The organism is Actinomadura rupiterrae, from assembly GCF_024172125.1.
Lineage (GTDB): Bacteria > Actinomycetota > Actinomycetes > Streptosporangiales > Streptosporangiaceae > Spirillospora > Spirillospora rupiterrae.
The window spans coordinates 421,215-447,951 of sequence record NZ_JAMZEA010000001.1 but is presented as its reverse complement, the minus strand read 5'-3'; the positions used below and the strand labels follow the sequence as shown (position 1 = coordinate 447,951).

The 26,737-nt window shown below is 73.4% G+C and carries 19 protein-coding genes; 11 read left to right on the top strand and 8 right to left on the bottom strand.

The annotated features are described in order from the left end of the window. Positions 1-47 precede the first annotated feature (47 nt). The 3 genes from FHU30_RS02065 to FHU30_RS02055 are packed head-to-tail and all read left to right on the top strand — an operon-like array spanning position 48 to position 6,572. A complete protein-coding gene (locus FHU30_RS02065; RefSeq protein ID WP_253870743.1) occupies positions 48-4,670 on the top strand; it encodes a hypothetical protein in 4,623 nt (1,540 codons plus the stop codon). Positions 4,671-4,679: 9 nt separating this feature from the next. After that, entirely contained in the window at positions 4,680-5,342 is a 663-nt protein-coding gene (locus FHU30_RS02060) for a PhzF family phenazine biosynthesis protein (protein ID WP_253870741.1), read from the top strand. A gap of 48 nt (positions 5,343-5,390) precedes the next feature. Then, positions 5,391-6,572 (top strand): serine hydrolase domain-containing protein, encoded by a 1,182-nt coding sequence (locus FHU30_RS02055; RefSeq protein ID WP_253870739.1) that lies wholly within the window; start codon positions 5,391-5,393, stop codon positions 6,570-6,572. On the opposite strand, the gene FHU30_RS02050 is transcribed toward FHU30_RS02055, so the two are convergent. Next, positions 6,540-7,112 carry a PadR family transcriptional regulator gene (locus FHU30_RS02050; protein WP_253870737.1) on the bottom strand — a complete coding sequence of 191 codons (573 nt, stop codon included), beginning with the start codon at positions 7,110-7,112 and terminating at the stop codon, positions 6,540-6,542. The genes FHU30_RS02055 and FHU30_RS02050 overlap by 33 nt on opposite strands. A gap of 62 nt (positions 7,113-7,174) precedes the next feature. On the opposite strand from FHU30_RS02050, the gene FHU30_RS02045 reads away from it, so the two are divergent. From FHU30_RS02045 to FHU30_RS02025, 5 genes are all read left to right on the top strand, one after another. Beyond that, a complete protein-coding gene (locus FHU30_RS02045) occupies positions 7,175-8,413 on the top strand; it encodes an FAD-dependent monooxygenase (RefSeq protein WP_253870735.1) in 1,239 nt (412 codons plus the stop codon). Positions 8,414-8,502: 89 nt separating this feature from the next. Next, on the top strand, positions 8,503-9,777 hold the full coding sequence (locus tag FHU30_RS02040; protein WP_253870733.1) for an MFS transporter: 1,275 nt from the start codon (positions 8,503-8,505) through the stop codon (positions 9,775-9,777). A 190-nt stretch (positions 9,778-9,967) separates the two neighbouring features. After that, positions 9,968-10,270 (top strand): hypothetical protein, encoded by a 303-nt coding sequence (locus tag FHU30_RS02035; RefSeq protein ID WP_253870731.1) that lies wholly within the window; start codon positions 9,968-9,970, stop codon positions 10,268-10,270. A 102-nt stretch (positions 10,271-10,372) separates the two neighbouring features. Further along, positions 10,373-10,939: a methyltransferase family protein gene (locus FHU30_RS02030; protein WP_253870729.1), complete on the top strand. Its 567-nt coding sequence runs from the start codon at positions 10,373-10,375 to the stop codon at positions 10,937-10,939. Between the two features lie 117 nt (positions 10,940-11,056). After that, positions 11,057-11,737 (top strand): hypothetical protein, encoded by a 681-nt coding sequence (locus FHU30_RS02025; RefSeq protein WP_253870727.1) that lies wholly within the window; start codon positions 11,057-11,059, stop codon positions 11,735-11,737. Between the two features lie 58 nt (positions 11,738-11,795). On the opposite strand, the gene lysX is transcribed toward FHU30_RS02025, so the two are convergent. Beyond that, positions 11,796-15,044, bottom strand: a complete 3,249-nt coding sequence (gene lysX, locus FHU30_RS02020; RefSeq protein ID WP_253870725.1) for a bifunctional lysylphosphatidylglycerol synthetase/lysine--tRNA ligase LysX — start codon at positions 15,042-15,044, stop codon at positions 11,796-11,798. Between the two features lie 297 nt (positions 15,045-15,341). Between lysX and FHU30_RS02015 the strand changes: the two genes are divergently transcribed. The 3 genes from FHU30_RS02015 (at position 15,342) to FHU30_RS02005 (ending at position 20,570) form a co-directional block, all read left to right on the top strand. Then, positions 15,342-17,015, top strand: a complete 1,674-nt coding sequence (locus FHU30_RS02015) for a serine/threonine-protein kinase (protein ID WP_253870723.1) — start codon at positions 15,342-15,344, stop codon at positions 17,013-17,015. A 64-nt stretch (positions 17,016-17,079) separates the two neighbouring features. Continuing rightward, the gene (locus FHU30_RS02010) at positions 17,080-18,726 is read left to right on the top strand and encodes a serine/threonine-protein kinase (protein WP_253870721.1); all 1,647 of its coding nucleotides are present in this window, start codon (positions 17,080-17,082) and stop codon (positions 18,724-18,726) included. A 77-nt stretch (positions 18,727-18,803) separates the two neighbouring features. Beyond that, positions 18,804-20,570: a serine/threonine-protein kinase gene (locus FHU30_RS02005; RefSeq protein WP_253870719.1), complete on the top strand. Its 1,767-nt coding sequence runs from the start codon at positions 18,804-18,806 to the stop codon at positions 20,568-20,570. Positions 20,571-20,588: 18 nt separating this feature from the next. Here the strand turns inward: FHU30_RS02005 and FHU30_RS02000 are convergent, their stop codons facing one another. The 6 genes from FHU30_RS02000 to FHU30_RS01975 all read right to left on the bottom strand — a co-directional run bounded on the left by FHU30_RS02000 (position 20,589) and on the right by FHU30_RS01975 (position 26,736). Further along, positions 20,589-21,725, bottom strand: a complete 1,137-nt coding sequence (locus tag FHU30_RS02000) for a DUF6114 domain-containing protein (RefSeq protein ID WP_253870717.1) — start codon at positions 21,723-21,725, stop codon at positions 20,589-20,591. 7 nt (positions 21,726-21,732) lie between these two features. After that, positions 21,733-22,332: a DUF6230 family protein gene (locus FHU30_RS01995; protein WP_253870715.1), complete on the bottom strand. Its 600-nt coding sequence runs from the start codon at positions 22,330-22,332 to the stop codon at positions 21,733-21,735. A 252-nt stretch (positions 22,333-22,584) separates the two neighbouring features. Continuing rightward, positions 22,585-23,268: a response regulator gene (locus FHU30_RS01990; protein WP_253870713.1), complete on the bottom strand. Its 684-nt coding sequence runs from the start codon at positions 23,266-23,268 to the stop codon at positions 22,585-22,587. A 146-nt stretch (positions 23,269-23,414) separates the two neighbouring features. Further along, entirely contained in the window at positions 23,415-24,080 is a 666-nt protein-coding gene (locus FHU30_RS01985) for a response regulator transcription factor (RefSeq protein WP_253870710.1), read from the bottom strand. Beyond that, the gene (locus tag FHU30_RS01980; protein ID WP_253870708.1) at positions 24,077-25,354 is read right to left on the bottom strand and encodes a sensor histidine kinase; all 1,278 of its coding nucleotides are present in this window, start codon (positions 25,352-25,354) and stop codon (positions 24,077-24,079) included. Before FHU30_RS01980 ends, FHU30_RS01985 begins: the two co-directional genes overlap by 4 nt. 110 nt (positions 25,355-25,464) lie before the next feature. Beyond that, positions 25,465-26,736: an alpha/beta hydrolase gene (locus FHU30_RS01975; RefSeq protein ID WP_253870706.1), complete on the bottom strand. Its 1,272-nt coding sequence runs from the start codon at positions 26,734-26,736 to the stop codon at positions 25,465-25,467. Between the last annotated feature and the right edge of the window lies 1 nt (position 26,737).

Sequence of the window (26,737 nt, the reverse complement as noted above, 5' to 3'; positions counted from 1 at the left end):
CCGGCGGGGTGTTAGATCTGGGAGTACTTCCGGAAAGGACGTCCCCTGTGCCGGATCTCCCCCCGCCGTCCGCGACCGGCGCGCGCGCCGCCCCGGACCCGCTCGCGGTGACGCGCGCCCTGCTGCGCCACCTCGCCGAGCTGGCCCGTGCCCGCGGCCGCCGCGCCGCGGTCCCGGCCGCGCCCGCGGAGGGCGGGACGGAGGAGCCGGACGCCTCGGACGGCGAGGCGCCGCACTGGCTGGCGGACCTGCCCGCCGAGGTGTTCGTCGAGGCGGAGGCGGGGCCGGGCGAGGTGCTGTTCAGCGTCCCGCTGATCCCGCTGCGCCCGCCGTCCGTCCCGGTGGAGTTCGACGCGTGGCTGGCGATGCGGCACTGGTACCGCTCGCTGCGCGACCTCGCCGACGAGGAACTCGCGCTGGTCACGGGCCTGCTGGCCTGGCGCCCGCCGGACGGTCCGGTCGTCCGCGGCCACCTGCTCTCCACGCCCGTCCAGATCGTCATGGACGAGCGGACCGAGCGCGTCGACGTGGTCCTGGCAGGGCCGACGTCCCCGCGCGACCGCGAACTCCTCTCCGGCGTCCCCGGCTTCGACCCCGGCCGCGCCGACTGGGTCTGGGAAGCCGTCCAGAACGGCCAGGGCTTCGCCCTCCAAGCCTCGGCCTCGGACGTCCTCCGCAAGTGGTGCTCCGTGGCCTTCAGCCCCGAGGACGCGGCGGCCGTCTACCGGGACGACTGGGCCGCGGGCGGGGCGCCGGGGGAGATCCCGTCCGTGCGGCTGGCGCCCGCGCTCGTCGTCCGGCGGCGTCCCGAGAGCACCGGGCTCGCGGCGCACTACGAGCTGCTGATCTCCCGGCTCGCCGACCCTCCGCCGGACGGCCTGGTCCGCTTCCTGGCCGCCGACCTGCGCGTCCTGCACGTCCCGGAGCCGAAGCCGAACGCCGCCGCCGAGCTGGCCGCCGGGATGACCGCGCAGGGACGGCGGGTCCTGGTCGTCCGCTCCGAACCGGAACCGGGCGGTATCCCGCCGCGTCCGGACCTGCCCGAGGTGCCGCCGCTCACCGACGGGGAGGCCGCCGAACTGCTGCGCCTGCTCGGCGAGCGCACGCTCGCGCCCCCGGCCGAACCGGCCACGCTGCCCGACCCGAGCCGGATCCGCGCGCTGATCAACGTCGAGCGCGCCGTGCCGCCCGAGGCGTCCGGCGAGGTCGCGCGCCGCCTGCGGCAGTTCGACCCGGCCGTGCTGACCCGCCTGACCGGACGCGTCGCCCAGGTGGACGGCATCCTCAACGAGATCGGACTCGGCGGGCACCCGTCGCGCTGGCCGTCCGGCGACCCGGCCGCCCGCGCGTTCGCCGACATCCTCGCCCGGCGCCGCCCCGCCGTCTGGGAACGCGTGACCGAGATGGGCGTCCAGGCCGAGCGCGCCCACCGCGCCGTCCGCTCGCTGCGCGGCCGCCGCGTCGTCCTCCCGCCGGAGCCGCCCGCGCGCGACCTCGCCGACGCCGCGCACGAGCTCCGCGCCCACCTCCTCACCGGCGGCACCCTCAAGCGCGGCCCGATGCGCTCCGGCGCCCAGCGCAAGGCCGAACCCCTCCTCGCCACCGTCACCGTGGACGGCCACCCGCCCACGACCCCGGCGCTGCTGGAGATCGTCCTCACCCACCTCACGGCGGAGATCACCTGCCAGGAGCTGCACTACGTCTGGGAGGCCGCCGGCGTCCCGTTCCGCACCGACCTCCCCCTGCCCGACCGCGCCGCCCGCTTCGCCGAGGCCCACGCCCGCCTGGGCCGCGTCCGCATCCTCACGCCCGTCCTCACCGAGGTCGCCGAACTCGGCATCCCGCTGACCCACCCGCTCCAGTGGCACGGCCTCACCATCGGCCTCGCCGCCGCCCACCTCGCCACCGAGGCCGACCGCGCCACCGCCGCCCTCACCGCCCTGCGCGACGCCCTCGACCCGTCCCTCACCACCCTCCGCGCCGCCCTGGACGCCCGCGACCCCGACGCCTACGCCCGCGCCCTGCACGCCCTGGCCGAGTCCAACCGCATCCGCGCCCGCCGCGAGACCCTCCTGGCCCGCCTCCGCGCCGTCCACCCCGACCTCGCCGCCCGCATGACCGCCGACCCGTCCGCCTACGCCCCCCTAGCCCAGACCTGGACCCCGTCCTGGAAGGCGGCCCGCGCCGCGACCCCCGACGCCGTCCCCCTGTGGGACGTCCCCGCCGCCATCCCCCCGACCCCCGACTCCCTTGACGCGATCATCCTCGAAAACCTCCAGGACGCCGGCCCCGAAGCCCTCTTCCTCCTCTGGTACACCCCCCGGGTAATCCTCCTGGGCCCCCCAGGCCCCACCCTCCCTCCCGCCAACACCCCCCGCCCACCCCTCCCCCCAGACCTCCACACCCCCCTCTCCCCCACCACCCCCCTCTACAACTCCCTCCTAACCAGAGCCCTCCCCCCCAAAGCCACCCCGCGCACCGAGGACACACCGCACCCCGAGACCACCCCGCACACCGAGCCTGACCCGCGCCGCGAACGTGCTCTGCGCAGCGACCCGACGCGCCACAGCGAGGCGAGCCATCCGGGAGAGCCTGCCCAGCCCAGCAATCCCAGCGCACACGACGTCCCTGCGCCCGACGAATCCGCCCGACCCGGCGAGGCTGGCCCAGCCAACGCCCGGAGCAGGGACCGCACAGGTGGCCCGCACCACGCCACCGGCACAACTGCCCGCAGCGCCGCGAACGAGGACGAGCCCGCCGCGCCCGACGAACCCGCCGTGCGCCGCGGGCCTGGCCCGTCCAACGCACGGGACGGTGGCCGCACAGGTAGCGCGCAGCATGCCTCCGGCATCGCTGCGCGCAGCGAACAGACGCAGCACAGCGAGGCGGTCCGTCCGGGGGAGCCTGCCCAGCCCGGTGAGGTTGGCGCACACGACGTGCCTGCCCACGCTGCCGCGCCCGACGAATCCGCCCGACGTGGTGAGGCTGGACCAGCCAACGCGCGGGGCGGGGGCCGCATGGGTGGCGCGCAGCATGTCTCCGGCATTGCTGCACGCGGCGCGGGCGGCGCGGTGGGCGAGGACGAGTCTGGTACGCGCGACGAATCCGGCGTGCGCGGCGGGGCTGGGGCGGCCGATGTGCGGGGCGGGGGCCGCATGAGTGGCGTGCAGCACGCCACCGGCCATGCTGCGCGCGGCGCAAGCGGCGCGGCGGAGGAGGGTGAGCCTGGTGCGCGTGGTGATGTCGGTGCGCGTGGCGAGACCGGGGCACGTGGTGGGGAGGCGGCGGCCTTCGGGGACGGTGCCTCACACGCTGGAGGCGTCCCAGGGGCCGCTGGCACAACGCACGCCGAGGAAAACGCGCCCGGGGCAGGGCCTGGGGCCTTCGCGTCGGGTGAGTTTCCCGCGCGGGCGGTGCGTCCCAAGCATGCGCGTCCACAGCCCCCGGGCGTGGAAACTCCCGAGTGGCCCTACGGCCCCGAACGTCCGGTGACGCCCGACGCCGCCGAGAGCGCGCAGGCACCGGCGCAGACCGCCCACCCTGCAGGTGAACCCGTCCCCACGCGTGGGCGTCATGCAGGCCCGGACGCGGTAGGGCACGCGGCCTCCTCCGCCCAACACCAACCGCCCGCGCCATCCGCAAGCGCGCAGCCCCCAGCAGGTTCCCACCCGTCCGAGCACGAACGCCTCCCCACGCACGAGCCCGTCCCTGGACGTGAAGGCATGCCCGTGCGCGAGGCCGCGCCTGCGGGCGAAGGTGTCTCGGGGCACGAGGGCGTCCCAGCGCGTGGGGACGTCCCAGCGCCCGATGGTGTTCCGGCGCGCGAGAACGCGCCTGCAGGCGAGGATGTCCCCGCGCGTGAGGACGTCCGAGGGCGTGAGGGTTTTCCTGCGCGCGAGGGCCCTGCGGCGCGCGGGGGCGTCCCGGGGCGTGAGGGCGAGCCTGCGCGCGAGGCCACGCCTGCGAGCGAAGGTGTCTCGGCGCGTGAGCGTGTCCCCGCGCACGAGGCTTTCCCGGTGCGTGAGGGCATGCCCACGCGCGAGCCCGTCCCTGGACGTGACGGCATGCCCGTGCGCGAGGGCGTGCCTGCGCGAGAGGGGGGCCACGCGCGCGAGGCCGCGCCTGGGGGCGAAGGTGTCCCGGGGAACGAGGGCGTCCCAGCGCGTGATGGTGTTCCGGCGCGCGAGAACGCGCCGGCAGGCGAGCGTGTCCCTGCGCACGAGGGTGTTCCCGCGCACGAGGCTTTCCCGGTGCGTGAGGGCGTTCCCGGGCGGGGGGACGGGCCTGCACGCGAAGGTGTCGCGGGGCGGCAGGGCGTGCCTGCGCGTGAGGGCGCGCCTGCGCTTGAGGAGGTCCCGGCGCGTGGGGGCGTGCCTGCGGGGGAGGGGGGCCTGGGGGGTGGGGGTGTATCAGGGGGTGAGGGCTTTCCTGTGCACGAGGGGGTGACTGCGCGTGAGGTTGTGCCGGCGGTTCGGATTGAGCCGGGGCGGTCGATTGTGAGTTATGCGCGGGAGGATCTGCGGATTCTGGTGGAGCGGTTGCTGCGGGCTTCGCCGGGGCTTTCGGAGAACGAGGTGGTGGCGCGGGCGACTCGGCTGCTGGCGTGTCCGGCGGACGAGGCGGAGCTGGTGGACATGCGGATTCGGTACGCGTTGCATGAGCGTGGTTGACTCCCTGACGTGGTGGATTACGAGGTCTTGCGGGTCTTCTGCGGCGCGGACGGGCGGTTCGGGAACGAGCTGGGCGTGGTGCTGGACGGGGCGGCGGTGGCGACGCGCGAGGAGCGGCAGGGGATCGCCGGGAAGCTCGGGTTCAGCGAGACGGTGTTCGTGGACGACGCCGAGCGCGGGGTGATCGACATCTACACGCCCACGCTGCGCCTGCCCTTCGCGGGGCATCCGTGCGTGGGCACGGCGTGGCTGCTCGGCGTCCCGGAACTGGTGACGGCGGCCGGGACGGTCTCGGCGCGCCGGGACGGCGAGGTCACGTGGATCGCGGCGCGTGCGGAATGGGCGCCTCCGCGGACGCTGCGCGAGTACGGGTCGCCCGGCGAGGTGGACGGGCTGGAGGTGCCGCCGCCCGGCGAGTGGATCTACGCCTGGGCGCGGACGGAGGTTCCTGGTGGTGCTCCTTTCGCTGAGGACGCGGTCGGGGTTCGGGCCCGGGGGTTCCCCGGGCGGGCGGACGGTATCGACGAGGACGAGGCGACCGGCGCAGCCGCGCTGCTGCTCGCGGCCGAGCTGGGACGGCCGCTGGTCGTGACGCAGGGACGCGGCTCGCGGATCTACACCAGGCCGCTGGCGGACGGGCTGGTCGAGGTCGGCGGGCGCGTGTCGCGATGAGTTGTGCGGTCGGGTCTGGTCTCACCTCCTGTGAACGAGGATGACGCCGTGAGTGGGCTTGCGGAACTGCTCGGCCAAGCTGTGGATAACTCCACCGTTCCTGGTGCCGTGGCACTGGTGACGCAAGGGGAGAAGGCCGAATTCGCGGCTGCGGGCAGTGCTGACCTAGACGGCCGTGTCCCGATGGCGCGGGACGGCATCTTCCGCATCGCGTCCATCACCAAGCCGGTCACGGCCGCCGCCGCGATGCTCCTCGTGGAGGACGGGAAGGTCGCACTGGACGACGCCGTCCGCGAGTGGCTGCCCGAGCTGGCCGCGCCCGTCGTCGTCCGGACGCCGCAGAGCCCGGTGGACGACGTCGTCCCGGCGGAGCGTCCGATCACGCTGTACGACCTGCTCACGTTCCGGCCCGGCTACGGCTTCCCGTCGGATTTCTCGCTCCCGGCGGCCGGTCTGCTCATGGAGAAGGGCCAGCGGCACATGCTGGAGCCGTCGCTCGTCGCGCCCCCGGACGAGTGGCTCGCCACCCTGGCGACCATCCCGATGCTGGCCCATCCCGGCACGGAATGGCTCTACAACACCGGCTCCGACATCCTGGGCGTGCTCATCGCGCGCCTGTCGGGCCGTCCGCTGGACGAGTTCATGGCCGACCGAATCTTCGAACCGCTCGGGATGCCCGACACGGCCTTCTGGGTGCCCCCGGAGAAGATGCACCGGTTCGTCCCGAGCTATACGCGCCAGGCGGACGGCGCTCTCGCGCTACGCGACGCGCCGGACGGCCATTGGAGCGAGCCGCCGGCCTTCCCGTCCGGGGGCGGCGGCCTCGTCTCGACGGCCGATGACTGGACCGCGTTCGGCCGGATGCTGCTCGTGGACGGCCTGGCCCCGGACGGCCGCCGCCTGCTGTCGCGCGAGTCCGTCAAGGCGATGACCAGCAACCACATCACGCCCGAGCAGCGCGACGCCGCCCGCCTGTTCCTGGGCGGCCAGGGCTGGGGATTCGGCGCGGCCGTGGACGTGGACGCCGACGAGCCCTGGCGCAAACCCGGACGCTACTGGTGGACGGGCGGCAGCGGCACGACCGCCCAGATCGACCCGTCCACGGGCACCGTCGCGGTCCTGCTCACGCAGGTCGAGATGGAGAGCCCGGCCCCCACGCCGCTCATGACCGCGTTCTGGACCCACGCCAACCAAAGGTCAGGTCGCGCCGGTCCAGGTGAGGGTGGCTGAGCGGAGGTCGTCGATGAGGGCGAGCAGCCAGGTGTGCTCGGCGGCGGTCATCGTCCGGGCGTACTCGGTCTCCAGGCCGGCGACGCGGTCGAGGTTCTCGCGCGCGTTCAGGGCGAGGATCGCGTCCTGCTCGGCGAGGATGGCCGCCACCTGCTCGGCGCGCCGCTCCAGCGCGGACAGCGCCTCCGCGGGCGAGATCATCAGCAGGTGCGAGAGCGCGGCGGGGAACTCCGGGAAGTCCCTGCGCGGGGTCGCGAGCATCTCGTCCAGCCAGGCGCGCGCGGTGGCGCGGCCCTCGTCGGTGATCTCGTAGACCGTCCGCTCGGGGTAGGCCTGGTCGCGCTCGGTCGCGTGCACCTGGACGAGTCCCGCCTCGGTCAGCCGGTCGATCGTGCGGTAGAGGCTCGTCCGCTGGCCGACGTTGACGACCTGGTCCTTGCCCCATTCCTTGATCAGCCGCTGCATCCCGTACGGGTGCAGCGGCTTGTAGTGCAGCAACGCCAGGACGGTCAGTGCGAGCGGAGAGCTTCGTAGGGCCATGCCCCCACTCTAGGACAAGCAACTAGTTGACACAAAACTAGTTTCAGTGTGACTATCAAGCCATGACGAACACCAACGAAGTCCGCAACGCCAACGAAGTCCGCACCAGCACCGAAGAGCGCAACAGCGCCGAAGTCCGTAACGGCGGCGAAGTCCGCACCGCGCTCGTGATCGGCGGCGGCATCGCCGGGCCCGTCACCGCGCTCGCGCTCGCCAAGGCGGGCATCGAGGCGACCGTCTACGAGGCGCGTCCCGAGGCCGCCGACGGTGTCGGCGCGATGCTGAGCATCGCCCCCAACGGCCTCGCCGCCCTCGCCATCGTCGGCGCGGACGAGGCGGTCCGCGCGGTCGGCCAGCCCGTCCCCGGCGTGGTCATGCAGGACGGCACCGGACGCACCCTCGCCGACTTCAACGGCTTTCCGGGCCTGCCCGAAACCCTCGCGCTGCGCCGCGCCGACCTGTTCCGCGTCCTCGCCGACCACGCCGTGGCGAACGGCATCACCATCCGCTATGGCAAGCAGCTGGTGGACGCCGTCGAGACCGACGAAGGCGTGACCGCCCACTTCGCCGACGGCACCACCGCCTCCGCCGACATCCTGATCGGCGCCGACGGCATCCGCTCGACCGTCCGCACCCTGATCGACCCGGACGCCCCGGCCCCCGGCTACGGCGGCGTCCTGAGCTTCGGCGGCATCACCTCGACCGAGGGCGTCGAGGTCAAGCCGGGCATGATGCACTTCGCGTTCGGCCGCACGTTCCTCGGCTTCTGGGGGCTTCCGGACGGCCGAATCGTGTGGTTCGGGAGCCTGCCGAGCGAGGAGCCGCTCACGTCCGCCGAGGTCCGCGCGGTTCCGAACGAGACCTGGCTCGCGCGCCTGCGCGACCTTTACACCGGCCACGCCCCCGGCGAGACCCTGATCGGACGCACCGCCCCCGAGGACCTCATGGTCGTCGGCCCGATGGAGTACATGCCGGACGTCCCGAAGTGGCACACCGACCGGATCGTCCTACTCGGGGACGCCGTGCACGCGCCGTCGTCCAGCTCCGGGCAGGGCGCGTCCCTGGCCGCCGAGAGCGCCATCGAGCTGGCCCGGTGCCTCCGCGACCGGCCGACCGCCGCCGAGGCCTTCGCCGCCTACGAGGCCCTGCGCCGGCCCCGCGTCCAGGCGATCACCGGCGACGCGCAGGCGAAGAACAAGGCCAAGGCCGGCAAGGCGGGCGACAAGCCCGCCTTCCCCACTCCGGAGCAGATGTTCGCGCCCGTCCACAAGTTCCAGATCAACTGGCCCGCCCCCGCCTGACCCCGGGCGCTGCATGGACAACCTGTGGTTGTGCACCGGGTGGCGGAGTTGTTTGAGAGTCCCGGGGGCGCGGGTGTTGGATTTCGGGCGTGCGACTTCGGGTGATGTTGGGGCGGGATTTCGCGTGGCTGTGGCGGGCCTTCGCGGTCAGTTCGCTGGGGACCTGGCTGGCTCTGGACGCGTTCCCGCTGATAGCGGTGCTGGCCCTGCACGTGAGCGCCGCCGAGGTGTCGTTGATCGCGGTGGCCGGTGGGGCGGCCGCCGCGCTGGTCGCGGTGCCGCTCGGGCCCTGGGTGGAGTTCCGCGCCAAGCGCCGCCTGATGGTCCGGGCCGACCTGGTGCGGTTCGGGGTGCTGATGACGGTCCCCGCGGCGTACCTCGCGGGGGCGCTGACCTACGTCCAGCTGCTGGTCGTGGCGATGGTCGTGGCCGTCTCGGACATCGTGTTCGCCGGGGCCTCCGGGGCGCACCTCAAGGCCCTGGTGCCGGGTGAACGGCTCGGGGACGCGAACGGCAGCTTCGAGTCGGTGTCGTGGCTGTCGACGGCGGTCGGGCCGCCCGCGGGCGGCGCGCTGATCGGGGTTTTCGGTCCTGCCGTCACGGTTGTGCTGAACGCGCTCAGCTTCCTCGGCTCGGCCCTCGCCATCGGGCGGATCAAGGCCCCGGAGCCCGCCCCGCCCGAGCGGCGCGCGGAGGCGACGCGATGGGCCGAGATCGCCGAGGGGTGGCGGGTGATCGCCGCCAGCCGGGAACTGCGCAGGCTGTTCGCCACGTCCGTCTCGGTCGGCGGGCTGATCATGGCCGTGGCGCCGCTGATGACCTACCGCATGATCCACGACCTGGGCTTCTCGCCCCTGGAGTACGGCCTGAGCATCGGCGTTCCGTGCCTCGGGGGAGTGCTCGGCGGACGGATCTCCCGGCCGCTCGTGGCGCGGTTCGGGCTCCGGCGCGTCCTGCTGGTCTCGGGTGCCGCGCGGCTTCCGGGAGTGCTGGGGCTGGCGTTCGTCCGGCCGGGGCTGCCCGGGCTGCTCATCGTGATGGTGTCGCAGCTCGCCCTGATCGCCGGATCCGCCGTCTTCACCCCGGCGTTCGCGACGCGCCGCCTCCAGCTCGCCGGGGAGCGCACGACGGCGCGCGTCCTCACCGCGTGGAAGATCGGCTCCCAGATCGGCATCGCCTCCTGCACGCTCGTCTGGGCCGCCCTGGCCGCCGCGACCGACGCGCGGACGGCCGTCCTCACGGCGGGCGTGCTCCTGCTCGCGACCGTCGTCCTCCTGCCCTGGCGCATCCCCATGGACGACCGGACCGAGCCGCCCGCCGCCCCCGCCCCGGAACGCCGCGAGGCCGAGGTCGCGAGCGGCTGACCGCCGACCGCAGGCGGGCGGTGGGCGGCTGATTGGACGGGGAATGCGGGAGTTCGGGGGCTTGGCGGCGCGAGGTTTCGGGCTGAGGTTGGCCATCGGGGCGCGCTCCGGGTAGCCGGTCCGCCACACTCTTGTCCGAACGGACACCGGGCTGTCGGGTGCCGTCCCGGGTCCCGCTGCGGAGGCGGTCATGAGAAGCAGCGCCACGCGGCGCGAGCGGCGGTGGATGGAGCGGTTGTGCCGCCGCCTGCTCGTCCTCGGCTGGCACGTCGTGCGCCGGTACGAGGACGAGCGGCCGCTGGTCCGCGTGCTGTCGCCGGTGAGCACCTGCATCGGGGACAGCGTGGTGATCGACGGCGGGTGGTTCCGCTCCGGGACGGGGATCTGGCTGGCGCCCTGCCGCGAGGCCGACCGCGCCGCCGAGGCCGTCGCGCGGCTCCTCGCGCCCTACGTGATCGCGATCGTCATGGCCCGGCAGCAGGAGGACGAGTGAGTCGGCCCCCGGGTGGACCCGCGAAGCTCCACCCGGCCTCCGATGCCCGCTGAACACCGCCTGCCTACGCTCCGTAGTGAGCGGAGAAAGGCGGTGGAGGACATGGGTGTCTGGATATTCAACGCGGCCATGATCCTGTGGCTGGCGGGTGAGATAGGTGTCCGGGTCAGGCAGGCGAAGATGGCCGGCCGGATCCGGACGAGCGAGCACCGGACGCTGGTGATCTTCGTCGTGCTGGGCGGGGGCGGCGCGCTCCTCGGCGGACGCGTCGGCAAGGCGCTCCCGGCCCTGGACTGGCACAACGGGACGCCGCTGTTCCTCACCGCCGCGGCGATCGTGCTCGCCGGGCTCGCCTTCCGGTTCTGGGCGATCTTCACGCTGGGGAAGTTCTTCCGCAGCAGCGTGCACGTCCAGGAGGGGCACCAGGTCATCTCGGACGGCCCGTACCGCGCCCTCCGGCACCCGTCCTACACCGGGCTGATGGTGATCTTCATCGGGGCCGGGCTGAGCTTCGGCAACGCGGCGGCCATGGCGGTCTTCCTGGCGGGCACGGCGATCGCGCTGGCCGTCCGGATCCGGGTGGAGGAGCGCGTCCTCTCCGACGAGCTGGGCGACGCCTACCGCGAGTTCGCCAGGACCCGCGCCCGCCTCGTCCCCCACGTCTGGTGACGCCGCCCGGGGAGGCGCAGGTCACGTGCCGTACGGGCGCAACTCGGAGCGGATCGTCGGAGGTGTGCCGTAACGTGCCCCACGACCGCATTCCGCTGGAGGACGGGGCTGGGGTCTGTGGCGAGTTGGGACGCGGACGCGCTGTCGGAGCTGCGCGCGGCGGTCTTCCGCTGGGACGGGGCCGCCGGTTTTGACGTGCTCCGAAACCGTCCGGCGGCGCCCGTCCTGCAGTTCGCGGGCGACGCGCTGGCCTGCGCCGTCCAGGCGGGATGCGCCGACGCCGAGCCCCTCGCCCGCAAGTGCCTGGACGCCCTGGACGCCCGCGAGGCCCCCGGTGACGCCGTCCTGGCCCGAACGCTCCGCCGGGCACTGGAGAACGAGAACGACCCCGGAAGCGACGCGCGACCGGTCCCGGTCGATCTCGGCGCCCTCGCCTACGCGATGGAGGAGGGGGACGCCATCACGATCCTCGACCTCCGCACCGGCGACCTCCTCGCCGAAGAAGACCTCCACGAGGCCGAAGACCTCCACGAGCCAAACGAAACCCAAGAAGCAGCCGACGACCTCAAGGTCGTCTACCGCGACCCGGCCCCCGCCTATGACGACATGCACGACTTCGCCGAGGCCCGTCCGGACACCCCCGCCCCCATGCAGGACGTCCGCGCCTACGAAGACGCGCTGGCAGGCACCGAGCTGGAGTTCGCCTGGCAGCTCTTCCACGAGGAACGCCAGCGCGGACGCGCCCGCCAATGGCTCGCCGACAACGGCCTGGAGCCGGACCCCCGCGCCTTCCTCTGAGAACGCCAGGAGGCCCCGGCGCCGAAGCACAGCACCGAGGCCCCCGAAAACAAACCGACTACAAACCGGGCCGGACCAGCGGGAACGGCACGGTCTCCCGGATCGACCTCCCGGTCAGCGTGATCAGCAGCCGGTCGATCCCCATGCCCATCCCGCCCGCCGGAGGCATCGCGTACTCCAGCGCCCGCAGGAAGTCCTCGTCCAGCTCCATGGCCTCCGGGTCGCCCCCGGCCGCCTGCAAGGACTGCTCGGTAAGCCGCCGGCGCTGCAGGATCGGGTCGATCAGCTCCGAGTACGCGGTGCCGAGCTCCAGCCCGAACACGATCAGGTCCCACTTCTCGGCGAGGCGCGGGTCCTTGCGGTGCGGGCGGGTCAGCGGCGAGGTCTCGGCGGGGTAGTCGCGGACGAAGGTCGGGAACATCAGGTCGCCCTCGACCAGCTCCTCGAACAGCTCCTGGACGATCCGCCCCTGCCCCCACTCGGGCGCGAAGTTGAGGCCGATCCGGTCCGCGAGGGCCCGGACGGCCGGGAGCGGCGTGTCCGGGGTGACCTCCTCGCCGAGCGCCTCCGACACCGAGCCGTAGACGGTGATCTCCTTCCACGGCTCGCCGAGGTCGTACTCCACGCCGTCCCGGACGACGACGGTCCCGCCGGTCGCGGAGAGCGCCGCGTTCACGACGAGATCGCGCGTCAGCACGGCCATCGTGTCGTAGTTCCCGTACGGCTCGTACGCCTCCAGCATCGTGAACTCGGGGTTGTGGGTCGCGTCCACGCCCTCGTTCCGGAAGTTGCGGTTCAGCTCGAAGACCTTGCCGACACCGCCGACCAGCAGCCGCTTCAGGTACAGCTCGGGCGCGATCCGCAAGTAGAGCTGCATGTTGTAGGCGTTGATCCGCGTCGTGAACGGCCGGGCCGTCGCGCCGCCGTGGATCGGCTGGAGCATCGGCGTCTCGACCTCCAGGTAGCCGCCCTCGCGGAGCGTGTCCCGGACGGCCGCCACGGCGTCGCCGCGCATCCGCAGCATCTTCCGCGACTCGTCGTTGACGATGAAGTCGACGTACCGCTGCCGGACGCGGGCCTCCGGGTCGGCGAGGCCCGACCGCTTGTTCGGCAGGGGCCGCAGGCACTTGGCGGTCAGCTTCCACTGCGACGCGAGCACCGACAGCTCGCCCCGCCGGGACGTCACGACCTCTCCGGTCACGCCGACCTGGTCGCCGAGGTCGATCAGCCGCTTCCACAGCGCGAGCGACTCGTCGCCCAGCTCGTCCGCGGTGAGCATGACCTGGATGTCGCCCGTCTCGTCCCGCAGCTGGACGAACACCAGCCGCCCGTGCTCGCGGGCGAGGACGACCCGTCCGGCGACCGCGACCGAAGCGCCCGTCCGCGTGTCCGGAGACAGCCCCGGATGCGCGGCGAGGACGTCGGCGACGTAGTCGGTCCGCTCGAAGCCGAGCGGGTAGGGCTCCATCCCGGCCTCGCGGATCTGCGCGAGCTTGGCGTGCCGCACCCGCTCCTGCTCCGACAGGCGGCGCTGCGGGGCGCGGGCGGCGTCCGCGGCCTCCTCGATCTCGGCGATCTTGGCGACCAGCTCCGGCGTCGGGACGCGGTTGGCGGCGCGCTCCAGCTTGATCCGGTTCAGCGACGGGACGAACCCCTCGGCGCGCGCGTACGCCAGGCCGAGCCGGACCAGGTCGCGGGACTGCCGGTAGCAGATGAACCGCGGCCGCCAGTTCGGCAGGTACTTGGAGTTCGACAGGTACAGCGACTCCAGCTGCCAGAACCGGGACGCGAACGACAGCAGCTTGTAGTAGACCCGCGCGATCGGCCCGGCGCCGATCTGCGAGCCGCGCTCGAACGCCGACCGCAGCATCGCGAAGTTCAGCGAGAGCTCCTGCGCGCCGACCGCCGCCGCCCGCTCGGCCAGCTTGGCGACCATGTACTCGTTCAGGCCGTTCTCGGCGGCGCGGTCGCGGCGCATCAGGTCGAGCGACAGCCCGGTCCGCCCCCACGGGACGAACGAGAGCAGCCCGCGCAGCTCGCCGCGGGAGTCGAACGCCTCGACCATGACGCAGCGCCCGTCGGTCGGGTCGCCGAGCCGGCCGAGCGCCATCGAGAAGCCGCGCTCGGTGGCCTCGCCGCGCCAGGCGTCCGCGCTGCGGATCAGCTTGGCCATCTCCCAGTCCGGGATCTGCGAGTGCCGCCGGACGCGCACGGTGTACCCGGCCCGCTCGACCCGGTGCACGGCCTGCCGGACCTGCCGCATCTCGCGGCCGTCCAGGTTGAAGTCGGCGAGGTCGAGGATCGCCTCGTCGCCCAGCTCCAGCGCGTCGAAGCCGTGCCGGGCGTAGATGTGGGCGGCGCGCTCCCCGACGCTGACCGCCCCCGGGATCCAGGAGTGCGTGCGGCACTCGTTCAGCCACGCCTCGATCGCCTGGTCCCACGACTCGGGGTCGCCGAGCGGGTCGCCGGACGCCAGCGACACCGAGCCCTCGACCCGGTAGGCGATGCCGGCCTTGCCGTTCGGCGCGAGGATGAAGTCCTTGTCGCGGCGCAGCGCGAAGTAGCCGAGGGAGTCCTGGTCGCCGTACTCGGCGAGCAGGCCGCGGGCGGCGAGCTCCTCGCCGGGGCTGAGCACCGCGTCCCGCCGGCCGGGCCGGAACAGCGCCCACATGGTGACGATCAGCAGCCCGGTGCCGAGCACGCCGATGATCACGTCCACCCAGCCGGGCACCTGGACGTGGATCGGCTCCCCGGTGATCCCCGCGCCGAGGACGGTCTGCAGCACCACGTACCAGGGGTGCGACCAGAAGCTGCCCTCCGGGTCCTTGTCGGTGACGGTGACCAGGAAGGTGCCGATCCCGCCGCTCAGCACCAGCAGGACGGAGAAGACCACGGCCGCCAGCCGCCGGTTGGCGCGGTCCGGCAGGGAGGTGAACTGGTTTCGCGAGACGAGCGCGAGAGCCAGCACCAGGCCGTAGGCTCCGGTCGTGACGACCTCTCCGAGGGCCGTCGGCTGGCTGGGGTCCAGGGCCGTGTGCAGCAGGAACGCCAGGGAGAACGCGGTGTACAGGCCGAAGAGCAGGACGAGCAGCCGCCAGGCGGCCTTCTTGCGGCGCCGGATGCCCATCGACAGCAGGATGAACATCAGGCCCCACGGGATGCTGGGGAAGACCGCCAGGTAGTACAGCCACCGCAAAGCCCAGATGTCGGCGAGTCGGACGATGAGATCCGACGACAGCCAGGAGAGGATGGACACGATCCCCGAGAGTCGTGTGTACCAGAAGAAGACGGTGGGAGCCGCCTCCATGAGTCTTCGCCAACCGGTGCGCAGGCTCCCCGTTTCGCCTGTTGCCGCCATGGTTCTCCCGTCAGGACTGTCGATTGTAGGGATATTTGTACCGGCTGACGCCCTGCTCACGCCTACCGCCGACGATAGTCACCATCCCGTCCGGTCTGACCCATATGTCCGCTGGGTAGGGGGACGGGTGGCGCGGCCGCACGCGAGGTGAACCCCCGAGGTTCGCCCCGCGTACCGCCGGGCGGTGAGCAGGTCGTTCGCGGGCCGGGTCCAAGATTGTCATCAAAAGTCGATATGGTCGCGGATATGCCACAGGAGACCACCGGGGAGCGGTTGCTCGCCCGCCGCTACCGACTGGTGACCCAGGTCGGTCGTGGTGGCATGGGAACGGTCTGGCAGGCCCATGATGAGGTGCTCGGCCGGGACGTCGCCGTGAAGGAGGTCATCCTCCCGCATGGTCTCACCGACGAGGAGCGGTCCGTCCAGTACAAGCGGACGTTCCGGGAGGCCCGCACCGCCGCCCGGCTCGGCCACCCCGGTGTCGTCACGGTCTACGACGTGGTGGAGGAGGACGGCCGCCCCTGGATCGTGATGGAGCTGATCCACGCCCGCTCCCTCGACCAGGTGATCAAGCAGGACGGCGCGCTGGAGCCCAAGCGCGCCGCCGACATCGGCCGCCAGATGCTCGCCGCGCTGCACGCCGCGCACGACGCGGGCGTCCTGCACCGCGATGTCAAGCCGTCCAACGTGCTGGTCGCGAGCGGCGACCGGGCCGTCCTCACCGACTTCGGCATCGCCACGGCCGCCGGCGACGCCACCCTCACCCAGACCGGCCTGGTCATGGGCTCGCCCGCCTACATCGCCCCCGAGCGCGCCCGCGGCCGCACCGCCGGCCCGGCGTCCGACCTGTGGTCCCTCGGCGTGACCATGTACGCGATGGTCGAGGGCCGCTCGCCCTTCGAGCGGAACGAGCCGATGGCCGCGCTGGTCGCGGTGATCTCCGAGGAGCCCGACCCGCCGTCCCGGTCCGGCCCGCTCACCCCCGTCATCCAGGGCCTGCTGCGCAAGAACCCGGACGAGCGGATGGGCGCGATCGAGGCGGGCCGCCTGCTGGACGACATCGTCCGCGCCCCCACGGTCGACACCCAGCGGACGATCGCGGTCGAGTACACCGACGAGATCGCCGCGCCCGCCCGCACCAAGGCGGCCCCGGCGGCCCCGCCGGAGGCCGAGCGCACCCGCGTGACCCCGTCCGTCGAGACCGCGCCGTCCCCGGACCGGCGGCCCGACGGCGCGCCGCAGCTGCCGCCCCTGCTCGCGGGCCTGTCCGCGCGGCGCGTGCTGCTCGTCGTCGCCATGGTCATCGTGATCATCCTGGCCGTGGCGGGCATCGTCTGGGGCGCCACGCGCGGCGGCGGCGATCCCAAGCCGTCCACGACCAGCCACCCGCCGAAGGCCGCGCCGCCCGCGACCACGCCCGTCCAGACGGCCTCGGCGAGCAGCCCGCCGCCGTCCCCGTCCGTCCCGGCCGGCTTCCACACATACAAGGACCCGCGCGGCCACTACACGATGCTCCTGCCGGACGGCTGGAAGCCCAAGTCCAGGGACGACGCGGGCGACTACTTCGGCCCCGCGGACGGCTCCGCCAAGCTCCAGATCGCCCGCGCGGAGCACGCCAACAGCAGCGCCCTGAAGGACTGGGAGGAATACGAACCTGCCCTCAAGGGCCAATACAAGGGGTACGAACGGGTCAACCTCGGGCCCGTGACGTCCGGCGGGCCGATCTCCGACCCGTCCGGGCGCCGCTGCGCGGACATAGAGTGGACCTACGAGGCGAACGGCGGCCGGATGCACGCCCTGGACAGGGGTTTCGTCATGGACGGCCACGGCTATGCGATCGCCGTCTACGCGTCCGACAAGGACTGGAACCGCACGCTCGCGGGGCTCCGGCCGGTGTTCTCCTCGTTCAAATCGACCTGAACCGTACGCTCCGGAATGGTGGTCTTCGCCTGTCCGTTACACGGTGTCGGTAAAGTCGCTGCTCATGGCGGAGGGTGAAGTGACGGGACCGGGGACCGACGTCCCCCTCGCTGGCCGGTACCGGCTGCTGTCCGTGCTGGGCAGGGGCGGTATGGGCACGGTGTGGCGGGCCACGGACGAGACGCTCGACCGCGAGGTGGCGATCAAGGAGATCCGGCTGCACCCCTCGCTCACCGACGAGGAGCGGACCACCGCGCACGCGCGGATGATGCGCGAGGCGCGGGCCTCCGCGCGGCTCGGCCATCCGGGCGTGGTGACCGTGCACGACGTGGTGATCCACGACGACCGGCCGTGGATGGTCATGGAGCTCGTCCCGTCCCGGTCGCTCCAGGACATCGTGGACGAGGACGGCCCGCAGCCGCCCGAGCGCGTCGCCGCCCTCGGCCGCCAGCTCGCCGCCGCGCTGCGCGCCGCGCACGCCGTCGGCATCCTGCACCGGGACGTCAAGCCCGCCAACGTCCTGATCACCGCCGAGGACCGGGCCGTCCTGACCGACTTCGGCATCGCCCAGCTGTCCGGCGACGCCACCCTCACCCGCACCGGCATGGTCATGGGATCGCCCGCCTACATGGCCCCCGAGCGGGTCAAGGGCGAGGGCGCCGTCCCGGCGTCCGACGTGTGGGCGCTCGGCGCGACGCTGTACGCGGGCGTCGAGGGCCGGGCCCCGCACCACCGCAGCGACGCCATGGCCGTGCTCGCCGCGATCATGACCCTGGACGCGCCGCCGCCCGCCCACGCGGGCCCGATGGCGCCGATCCTGACCGCGATGCTCGACAAGGACCCGGCCCGCCGGCCGAGCATCGACCAGGTGGAGCGCGAGCTCGACCGCATCGGCACCGCCGGCGGCGGCCCGACCGCCGCGATCGAGGCGTCCCAGGTCCCCGTCCCCCCGGCCTGGACGGACCAGTCGACCCGCCAGGTCGCGCCGCAGCACGTCCAGCCGCAGCAGGCCGCCTTCCCCGAGCACGGCTTCCCGGAACACGGCTTCCCCGAGCACGGCTTCCCCGAGCACGCGACGCAGGGCGTCCCGGCCCGGAAGGGCGGCGGTAAGAAGATCGTCCTCGCCGTCGTGGGCGCCGTGGCGGCCATGGCCCTCGTCGGCGGCGGGCTCTTCTACGCCTTCGGCCGCGACACCGGCGGCGGCGCGGACCCGGCCCCGACGAACCCGTCGACCGCCGGCCCCAGCGACACCGGCCCCAAGAATCCGACCGGCAAGCCGAAGCCCAAGGGCCCGCCGCCCGGCATGGCCTGGCAGCACCTCGGCGGGCTCCGCGTCGCCATCCCGGTCGGGTGGAAGCGGCAGAACGCCACGACCTTCACCGACCCGTCCACCAGCAGCTACGTCGCGGTCGACGACCGCTTCTGGAAGGGCGACCCCCAGCAGCACTGGCGGACGTGGGTCGCCGACCCGAAGACCCAGCAGACCCTGGCCGGTTTCAACCAGCTGGACATCCGGCCGGCCACGGGCAAGAACGGCCAGCCCGCCGCCGACATCGAGTTCACCTGGCTCCGCAACAACGAGCGGTCGCACGCCCTGGACCGCGGCTTCCACAAGGACGGCACGCCCTACGCCGTCATCGTCGTCGCCCCTGAGCGGCAGTGGCCCGCCATGCGCCCGACCCTCCGGCAAGTGCTCGAAAGCGCCGGTTAAAGCTGGTGCAATGAACCCTGGGGCGTTGTGGCGCGTCCCACTCTGCAGCATTTGCTCTGACGGGGGACCACTTGGTCATGGACGAGGGTCGTGTGCTCGCTTCGCGCTACCGGCTGGACACGGTCGTGGGGCGCGGCGGCATGGGCACGGTGTGGCGGGCCCGTGACCTCACGCTGCACCGGGAGGTGGCGGTCAAGGAGGTCGTGCTGCCGCCCGGCCTCAGCGACGGCGAGCGGGACGTCCTGTACGAGCGGACGCTGCGCGAGGCCAGGGCCTCGGCGCGGCTGAGCCACCCGGCGGTCGTCGTCGTGCACGACGTCGTCGAGGAGGACATGCGGCCCTGGATCGTGATGGAGCTGGTTCTCGCGCCGTCGCTGCAGGACGTCCTGGACCGGGACGGGGTGCTGCCGCACCGCCGGGTCGCCGAGATCGGCGTGCAGATGCTCGGCGCGCTGAGGCACGCGCACTCCAAGGGCATCCTGCACCGGGACGTGAAGCCGTCGAACGTGCTGCTGTGCGACTCCGGGCGCGTGGTGCTGACCGACTTCGGCATCGCGCAGATGGAGGGCGACGCGACGCTGACCCAGACCGGGCTGGTCATGGGGTCGCCCGCCTACATCCCGCCGGAGCGGGCGCAGGGCGCGCGGGCCGTCCCGGCGTCGGACCTGTGGTCCCTCGGCGCGACCCTGTACGCCGCGCTGGAGGGCCGGTCGCCCTACGAGCGGTCGGACGCCATGTCCTCGCTCCAGGCGGCGCTGCTGGAGCCCGTGCCGCCGCCGCGCAACGGCGGGCCGCTCCGGCCCGTCCTGGACGGCCTGCTGGCCCGCCAGCCGATGCACCGGATGAACGCCGAGCAGGCCGAACCGCTGCTCGCGCGCGTCGCCAAGACGGCCGCTCCCGCCCCTGCCTCGGCCCCGCAGTCCGCCGCCGGGGTGACGATGGGCGACGAGCCCCGGACCGTCCTGGACGGACCGAGCGAGACCGTCACCGACCCGGCCGACCTCGGCCGCCCCGTCCAGGAGCAGCGGCTCGACCCGCCGTCCGTCCGGCGCGATCCGCCCTCGGTGCGGCGCGACCCCTCGACCGTGGGACGCGGCTCGTCGGTGCCCCAGGCGCGGCGGTCGGCGGACGTGCCGGCGACATCGCCCGACCGGGAGAGCGCGCTGACCGGCGAGACCATCGATCAGGAGCCGTACGCGCACACCCCGACGCCGCGCACCCCGGCGCCACCGCCGCGCACCTCGCCCCACGGACCGTCCCACCCGACGGTGCGCGCTACCGGCGCGCCGGGGCAGAGCCGCCGCCACACCGTCCTCGTGACGATCATCGTCATCCTGGTCGTCGCGGCCGTGCTCGCGGCCGCCTACCTCGTCCGGCAGCAGGTCCGGCACACCGACGCGCACCCCGGCTACGTGCCGTTCGAGCGCGACGGCTACCAGGTCTCGCTCCCGAAGGGCTGGACGTGGGCCAACTCGGTGAACGGGACGACCCAGATCCAGTCCCCGGACAAGAAGAGCTTCCTGCAGGTCGACACGACGTCCTGGCCCATGGAGGCCGCCACACCGAGGGCGCAGGCCGACCGATCGGACGCCGGAGCCCCGAAGCCGGGCAGCAGGCTGCCCGGCTACTCCAGGATCAACGTGTCATCGGCCACCTACCAGGGCGCCCCGGCGGCGGACTGGGAGTTCACCTTCAACCGCGACGGCAGCCCGATCCATGTGGTCGACCGGTTCGTCCGGCTGAAGGGGCGGCCGTTCGCCATCTACTTCCGGACGCCGCAGGAGAACTGGGAGGCCACCGCGAAGGTGCGCAGCACGATCTTCGACACCTTCCGCGTCGCCTGACCTCCCGGAGGGGACGGGTCAGGCGGCGCCTGCGGAGAGCCCGGCCGCCTGGGCGCTCTGGGCGGTCACCGCGGGTTGCTCCGACACCACGTCCGTCATGATCATGCTGGGCAGGACCAGGGGCGGCGGGTGCTCGGGCGTGAAGGTCAGCGGGATGCCGAGCAGCTTGGACGACATCTTCGTGGTGTACATGACCACGTCGCCGGTCAGGGTGAGCTGCGGCGTGGCCAGCCGCGCGGCCGATGAGCCGTGCCGCATCAGCTGGTCGACGTCCTTCATGACGGCCCGGTCCATGCTGAACTTCAGGGCCTTGACCGTCCCGCCGGGGGTCTTGAGGTCGGCGACGCCGTCGTAGCTGAGCCCGGACATCGAGAGCGAGCTGGCCCGCAGCGTCGAGAGGTCGGAGTACGCCCCGGGCACCGTCCCGGCCGACTTCGCCTTGACCGACGGCGACGCGCTCGGCGAGGGGCTCGCCGAAGGACTCGCTGAGGGGCTGGCGCTAGGGCTCGGGCTGGCGCTCGGCGAGGCGCTGGCCGTGGCGGACGGCGTCGGCGAGGGCGACGGAGCACCGAGCAGGTGCCCGCCGAGCAGCGCCGGAGCCGCCGCGACGGGCAGCGCCACGCCGAGGATCTTCCCGCCGCGCGGGCCGGTGTGCGCACCGCGCCCCTGGAAGGGATCGCCCTTGGCGTCCATGAGGACGGCCGGGTCCGGCTGAGCGGCCGGGTCCGGCTGAGCGGCCGGGTCCGGCTGAGCGGCCGTGTCCGGCTGGGCGGCCGGAGGGGGCGTCCCGCCGCGCCCGCGCTTCGCGCCGGGCGTCCAGGCGAAGCCGAGCGCGCCGCCGATCAGCCCCAGCAGCATGCCGAGCAGGAACCCGCCGAAGTTGGACGTCAGGAACGACCCCAGCGACAGCAGGACGGCCAGCACGCCGAAGAAGGTGCGCTGCGCGGGCTGGAACCAGAGCAGCAGCCCGGCGACGACCAGCAGCGCGCCCAGCAGCCAGCTCGCGACGCCGGCCATGCCCTGGTGGATCACCAGGGTCATCGGCGCGAGCGGGATGGCGATGATCTCCAGGCCGCCGAGGACGGCGAGCAGCCCGCCCCAGAAGGGACGCGTGCGCCGCCAGCGGCGGAACCCGTGCGGAGTGGAGGATGTCATCCGGACCTCAGAAGCATTCCTTGCCGAGCTTCATCGACAGGTTGTTGAGCTTGAAGGTGCCGGCCGTGGTGGCCCAGGCGACCTGCTTGACGTCCTTGAGGTGCACCTCGTCGGCCTGCTGGCCGAACATGCCGCTCGCGGCGCGGCTGAGGGCCTCGGGGTCCTTGTCCAGCGTGGACGCGTCGCGCCCGATCTCGATGTTCTTGAACTCGGCGTCGGCCTTGAGCTGCTCGACGTCCAGGGTGAGGTTCTCCGCCTCGACCGGCTTGCCGCCGTCGCCGGCGGTCAGCCGCAGCACCACACCGGGCATGATCTTCACCGACTGGCACATGTTGGTGATCTTGGCGTTCTTGATGCCGGAGATCTGGACCAGGTGCTTGGTGCCGTTCTTCTCGCCGTCCGCCCCGCCGTACTGGACGAAGCCGGTGCCGTCGAGCGCGTCGGCGTGCACCTTGAAGCTGCTGCCGGAGACGGCGAACGAGGACGCGAGCGAGCCCTGCGCGGTCATGAAGACCAGCGCTCCGGCGCCCACCACGGCGGGACCGGCGAGGGCGGCGAAGCGCTTCCAGCGGACGCGGCCGAGCGCGGCCTCGGAGGAGTCGGTCATCAGCTCTCCCTAGGGGGACGAGGGGGTGGGGATCGGCCATCCGGTGACGGGGGTCACCTTGGTGACTCATCGTGCAAGTTACCCTCAAGTACTTACTTGCTCAAACCCAAACCGGTCCCAAAAGGTAAAACCTGACCTCGGCTGACCTGCGAAATCATTGGATTGATCGTGTAATAGGGCGCCCGAAACCCACTACGCAAAGTGATGAAAGTAGTGAATGGAGGGGCGGTCAGGGCCGCCGCGCGGAGGCTCTCAGCCCTGCCGGGCGACGTCCTCGCTCAGCAGCGGGTCGAGGGCCTGGCGCAGGGCGCGGACCTGCGCGCACAGCGGCGGGACGGCCGGGTCGAGCGACTCGGGGAGCGCGTCGGTGAGCGACTCGACCTCGCGCAGCCGCGCGTCCACCATCCGGAGCCGGGCCGCGTCCGGCGCCGGAGCGTCCGCGGGCACGGACTCGGGCCTGGCGGCCAGGGACGGGGCCGGGGTGGGGGCCGGGACGCGGGGCGGGGCTGTCGCCGCATCGCGCAGCAGCGCGGCCTGCCGGCGCAGCTCGCGCTGGTGCCGGTCGAGCTCGATGAACGCCGACGCCTTGGCGCGCAGCAGCCACGGGTCGAACGGCTTGGTCAGCAGGTCGGCCGCGCCGACCGCGTACGCCGCCGGGGCCAGCCCGCCGTCCCCGCACGCGGTCAGGAAGATGATCGGGACGTGCCGGGTGCGCGGCCTGCTGCGGATGTGCCGCGCCGTCTCCAGCCCGTCCATGCCGGGCATGACCAGGTCCATCAGGATCAGCCCGAACTCCGCGCCGAGCAGCGCGCGCAGCGCCGCGCGCCCGGAGTCGGCGCACACCACCTCGACGGGCAGCGCGTCCAGCACCGCCCGCAGCGCCACAAGATTGTCCGCCCTGTCGTCGACCGCGAGAACCCTGGTCACGTCGGTCACCGCAACCCCTCCGAGCTCACCTCTCAGCCAGCGCCGTCACCCCCCGGACCCACACCTTCGCACGTCCGCACCCTCCGCGACAGAGGAATGTCGCAGAGTGAGAATCTCCCACCGGAGCAGGGCGGAGGGCCGCGCGGCGCGGCGGGTCAGGTGAGCCAGCCGGGGCGGACGAGACCGGACTCGTAGGCGTGCACCACCAGCTGCGCCCGGTCGCGCGCGCCGAGCTTCACCATCGCCCGGCTGACGTGCGTCTTCGCGGTCGCGGGGCTGACCACCAGGCGGGCCGCGATCTCCTCGTTGGACAGGCCCTCGCCGACCAGGCCGAGCACCTCGCGCTCGCGGTCGGTCAGGTCGTTCAGCCGCGGCGAGACGTGCGCCGGGCGGGTCCGGGTCGCGAACTCGGCGATCAGCCGCCGGGTCACGCTCGGCGACAGCAGCGCGTCGCCGCCCGCGACGACCCGCACGGCGTGGATCAGCTCGACCGGCTCGGTGTCCTTCACCAGGAATCCGCTGGCCCCGCCGCGGACGGCCTCGAAGACGTACTCGTCCAGCTCGAAGGTGGTGAGGATGACGATCCGGACGTCCGCGAGCCGCTCGTCCGAGGCGATCCGGCGGGTGGCCTCCAGGCCGTCCAGGCCGGGCATCCGGATGTCCATGAGGATCACGTCGGGACGCAGCCGGCGCGCGTCCGCGACGGCCTCCTCGCCGTCGCCGGACTCGCCGACCACCTCGATGTCGGGCTGCGCCGCCAGCAGTGCCCGGAAACCCGCCCGGACCAGCGCCTGGTCGTCGGCCAGCAACACCCTGATCATGCCCGCTCCTCCTCGACGTCCACCGGCAGCACGGCCTCGACCCGGAACCCGCCGCCCGGCCGCGGCCCGGCGCGGAACGAGCCGCCGAGCGCCGCCGCGCGCTCGCGCATCCCGCGCAGGCCGCTGCCGCTCGACGGCAGCGCCTCCGGATCCGGCGGATCCGCGGGCGACGCCGCGCCGCGTCCATCGTCCTCCACCCGGACGGTCAGCTCGTGCTCGCCATAGGCCACCAGCACCCGCACGGTCACCGGCCCGGGCCCGCCGTGCTTCGCCGCGTTCGTCAGCGACTCCTGGACGATCCGGAAGGCGGCCAGGTCCAGCGCGGCGGGCAGCGGCCGGACGGCCCCGGTCGTCTCCGCCTCCACCCGCAGCCCGGACGCGCGGGCGCGCGAGGCCAGCTCGTCCAGCCGGGCCAGCCCGGCGGTGGGGGAGCGCGGCGCGGACTCGTCCTGCGCGCGCAGCGCCCCGATCACCGACCGCATCTCGGTCAGCACCTCCTTGCTGGCCTCCTTGATCGCGGTGAGCGCGGCGCGCGCCTCGGCCGGGTCGTCGTCCAGCAGGTGCAGCGCCACCCCGGCGCGGACGTTGATCATGGACACGTTGTGCGCCAGCACGTCGTGCAGCTCGCGCGCCATCCGCAGCCGCTCCTCGCTGGCCTGGCGCCGCTCCCGCTCGGCGCGGGACCGCTCGGCGGCGGCCGAGCGCTGCGCCCGCATCCGCATCAGCTCGCCGGTGACCAGCACGACCAGCACCCACGCCAGCGCGAACAGCACCCCGGGGAGGTCCGGGCGCGGCACCGGGAACAGGTGCCCCGCCGCGCCGCGCTCCTCGGGCGCGACCCCGATCGCCTGCGCGACCGCGAAGAAGACGGCGAGGCCGCCGAGCGTCCCGGCCCACGCCTCCCGCCGGTGACCGGCGTACAGGGCCGCCAGGATCGCCACAAAGGCCGCGAGCGGCACCGGGCCGTACGGGTACGCCCGCAGGAAGTAGAGGCCCGTGATCACGCCTGTGGCGGCCAGCGCGACCACCGGGTGGCGGCGCCGCAGCAGCAGGACGGCCGGACCGCCGAGGATCAGCACGAACGCGAACGCGTCCAGCCTCGTCCCGGTCGGCATGGGCTGCCCGTCGTGCCGCCAGCGGTTGTGCGCCGCACCCTCCGTCCCGACGACCTGGAACGCGGCCAGGAACGCGGGCACGATCCAGACGGGCCAGGCCGCCGGACGCAGCCGGGGACGGAGCCGCCGGGGCGCGGCAGACGGTGCGGAGACGCTCACCCTCCCAAACTAGGACGGCGGCCCCCGGCGCCGCGTCACCCGGCGGGAGTGATCACACCTACTCCCGCCGCGGTACGCAGGTCAGCGCGCTACTACGGCCCGCGGACGGGCTACGGGGCCTCGCCCTGGAGGCGGGAGCCGAGCCAGGCGACGATCTGCGGCATCTGGGCGTGCCAGGCGGCGAGCGTGTCGCCGGTGACCGGGACGAGCGACTTCTCCGCGTGCAGCGGCGCCTTGGCGAGCGAGGTGAACCTGTCGGCCTGCGGGGCCTGGCGCCCGCCCGTCCCGGCCATGACCAGCATGGAGAGCGGGGGCGGCGGCATGTGGTCGAGCCGCCAGTACAGGTCCTGCTCCTGGCGGTAGGCGGCGCTGCCGCCGAACGGGTCGCTCGGCTTCCCGGCGGTGCCGGGCGTGTCGTCGGCGGCGAGGCCGCCCGGCAGCTCGGCCTGGAGGTCGAACATCGCGTTCAGCGTCACGGCGGTGCCGAAGCGGAACGAGTCGGTCATCGCCAGGCGCGCGGCGCACTGGCCGCTGCTGCCGAAGCCCATCACGCCCCAGCCCTTGTGGTCGTAGGGGAGGTGGTAGACCTCGCTGAGCGCGAGCGGGACGTCCTGCGCGTAGAAGGACAGCGCCTGCCCGGTGCCCTTGCCCGGCACGTTCAGGCAGGCCTGCGGGTGGCTGCCGCCGGAGGCCGGGGGCTTGACGCCGCCGCCGGTCGTCCCGTCGCCCGCAGGACGCTCGGACGACTGCGTCAGTCCCTTCACCGACCGCATCATCACGTAGATCACCGGCTGCGACTTGCCCGTGGACGCGGCCCTGGCCGCCTCCTCCGGCAGGTGCGCCTGCTTGATCCACGCGAGCTTGTCGTCGGACGCCCCGAACCCGCCGGAGATCGCCAGCACGACCGGCAGCCGCTTGCCCTTGTTCTGCGGCTGGAACGCCTGCGGCGGCAGGTAGGCGTACGCCTCGGTGGTCAGCCCGGTCGTCGCGCCGGTGATCTCCAGCTTGTCGACCCGGCCGTCCACCTTGGGGTCGGCGGCGCGGCCCGGGCGGTGCGGGCCGAGCGCCGTCGGCGTGCGTTTGACCAGCTTGCCCGGCGTGGTCTCCTTGCCGCGGCTCGGCTGGACTTTCTGCACCTTGGCGTTGGAGCGCGCCGGCCCGAACAGGTCGTCCCAGGTGTTGTAGAACACGAACCAGCGGTTCACCAGCAGGGTGATCGCGAGGGTCAGGGCGACCTGGGTGCCGAGCAGCAGCGCCGACCGGGCGGCGAGCCGCTTCAGCCCGGCGCCCGCCAGCCGGGACCACAGCCACAGCGTGGCGACCGTGAGCGCGGCGGCGACCAGGCAGACGAGCCCGATGAACGAGAGGTTCGACGGTTCCACG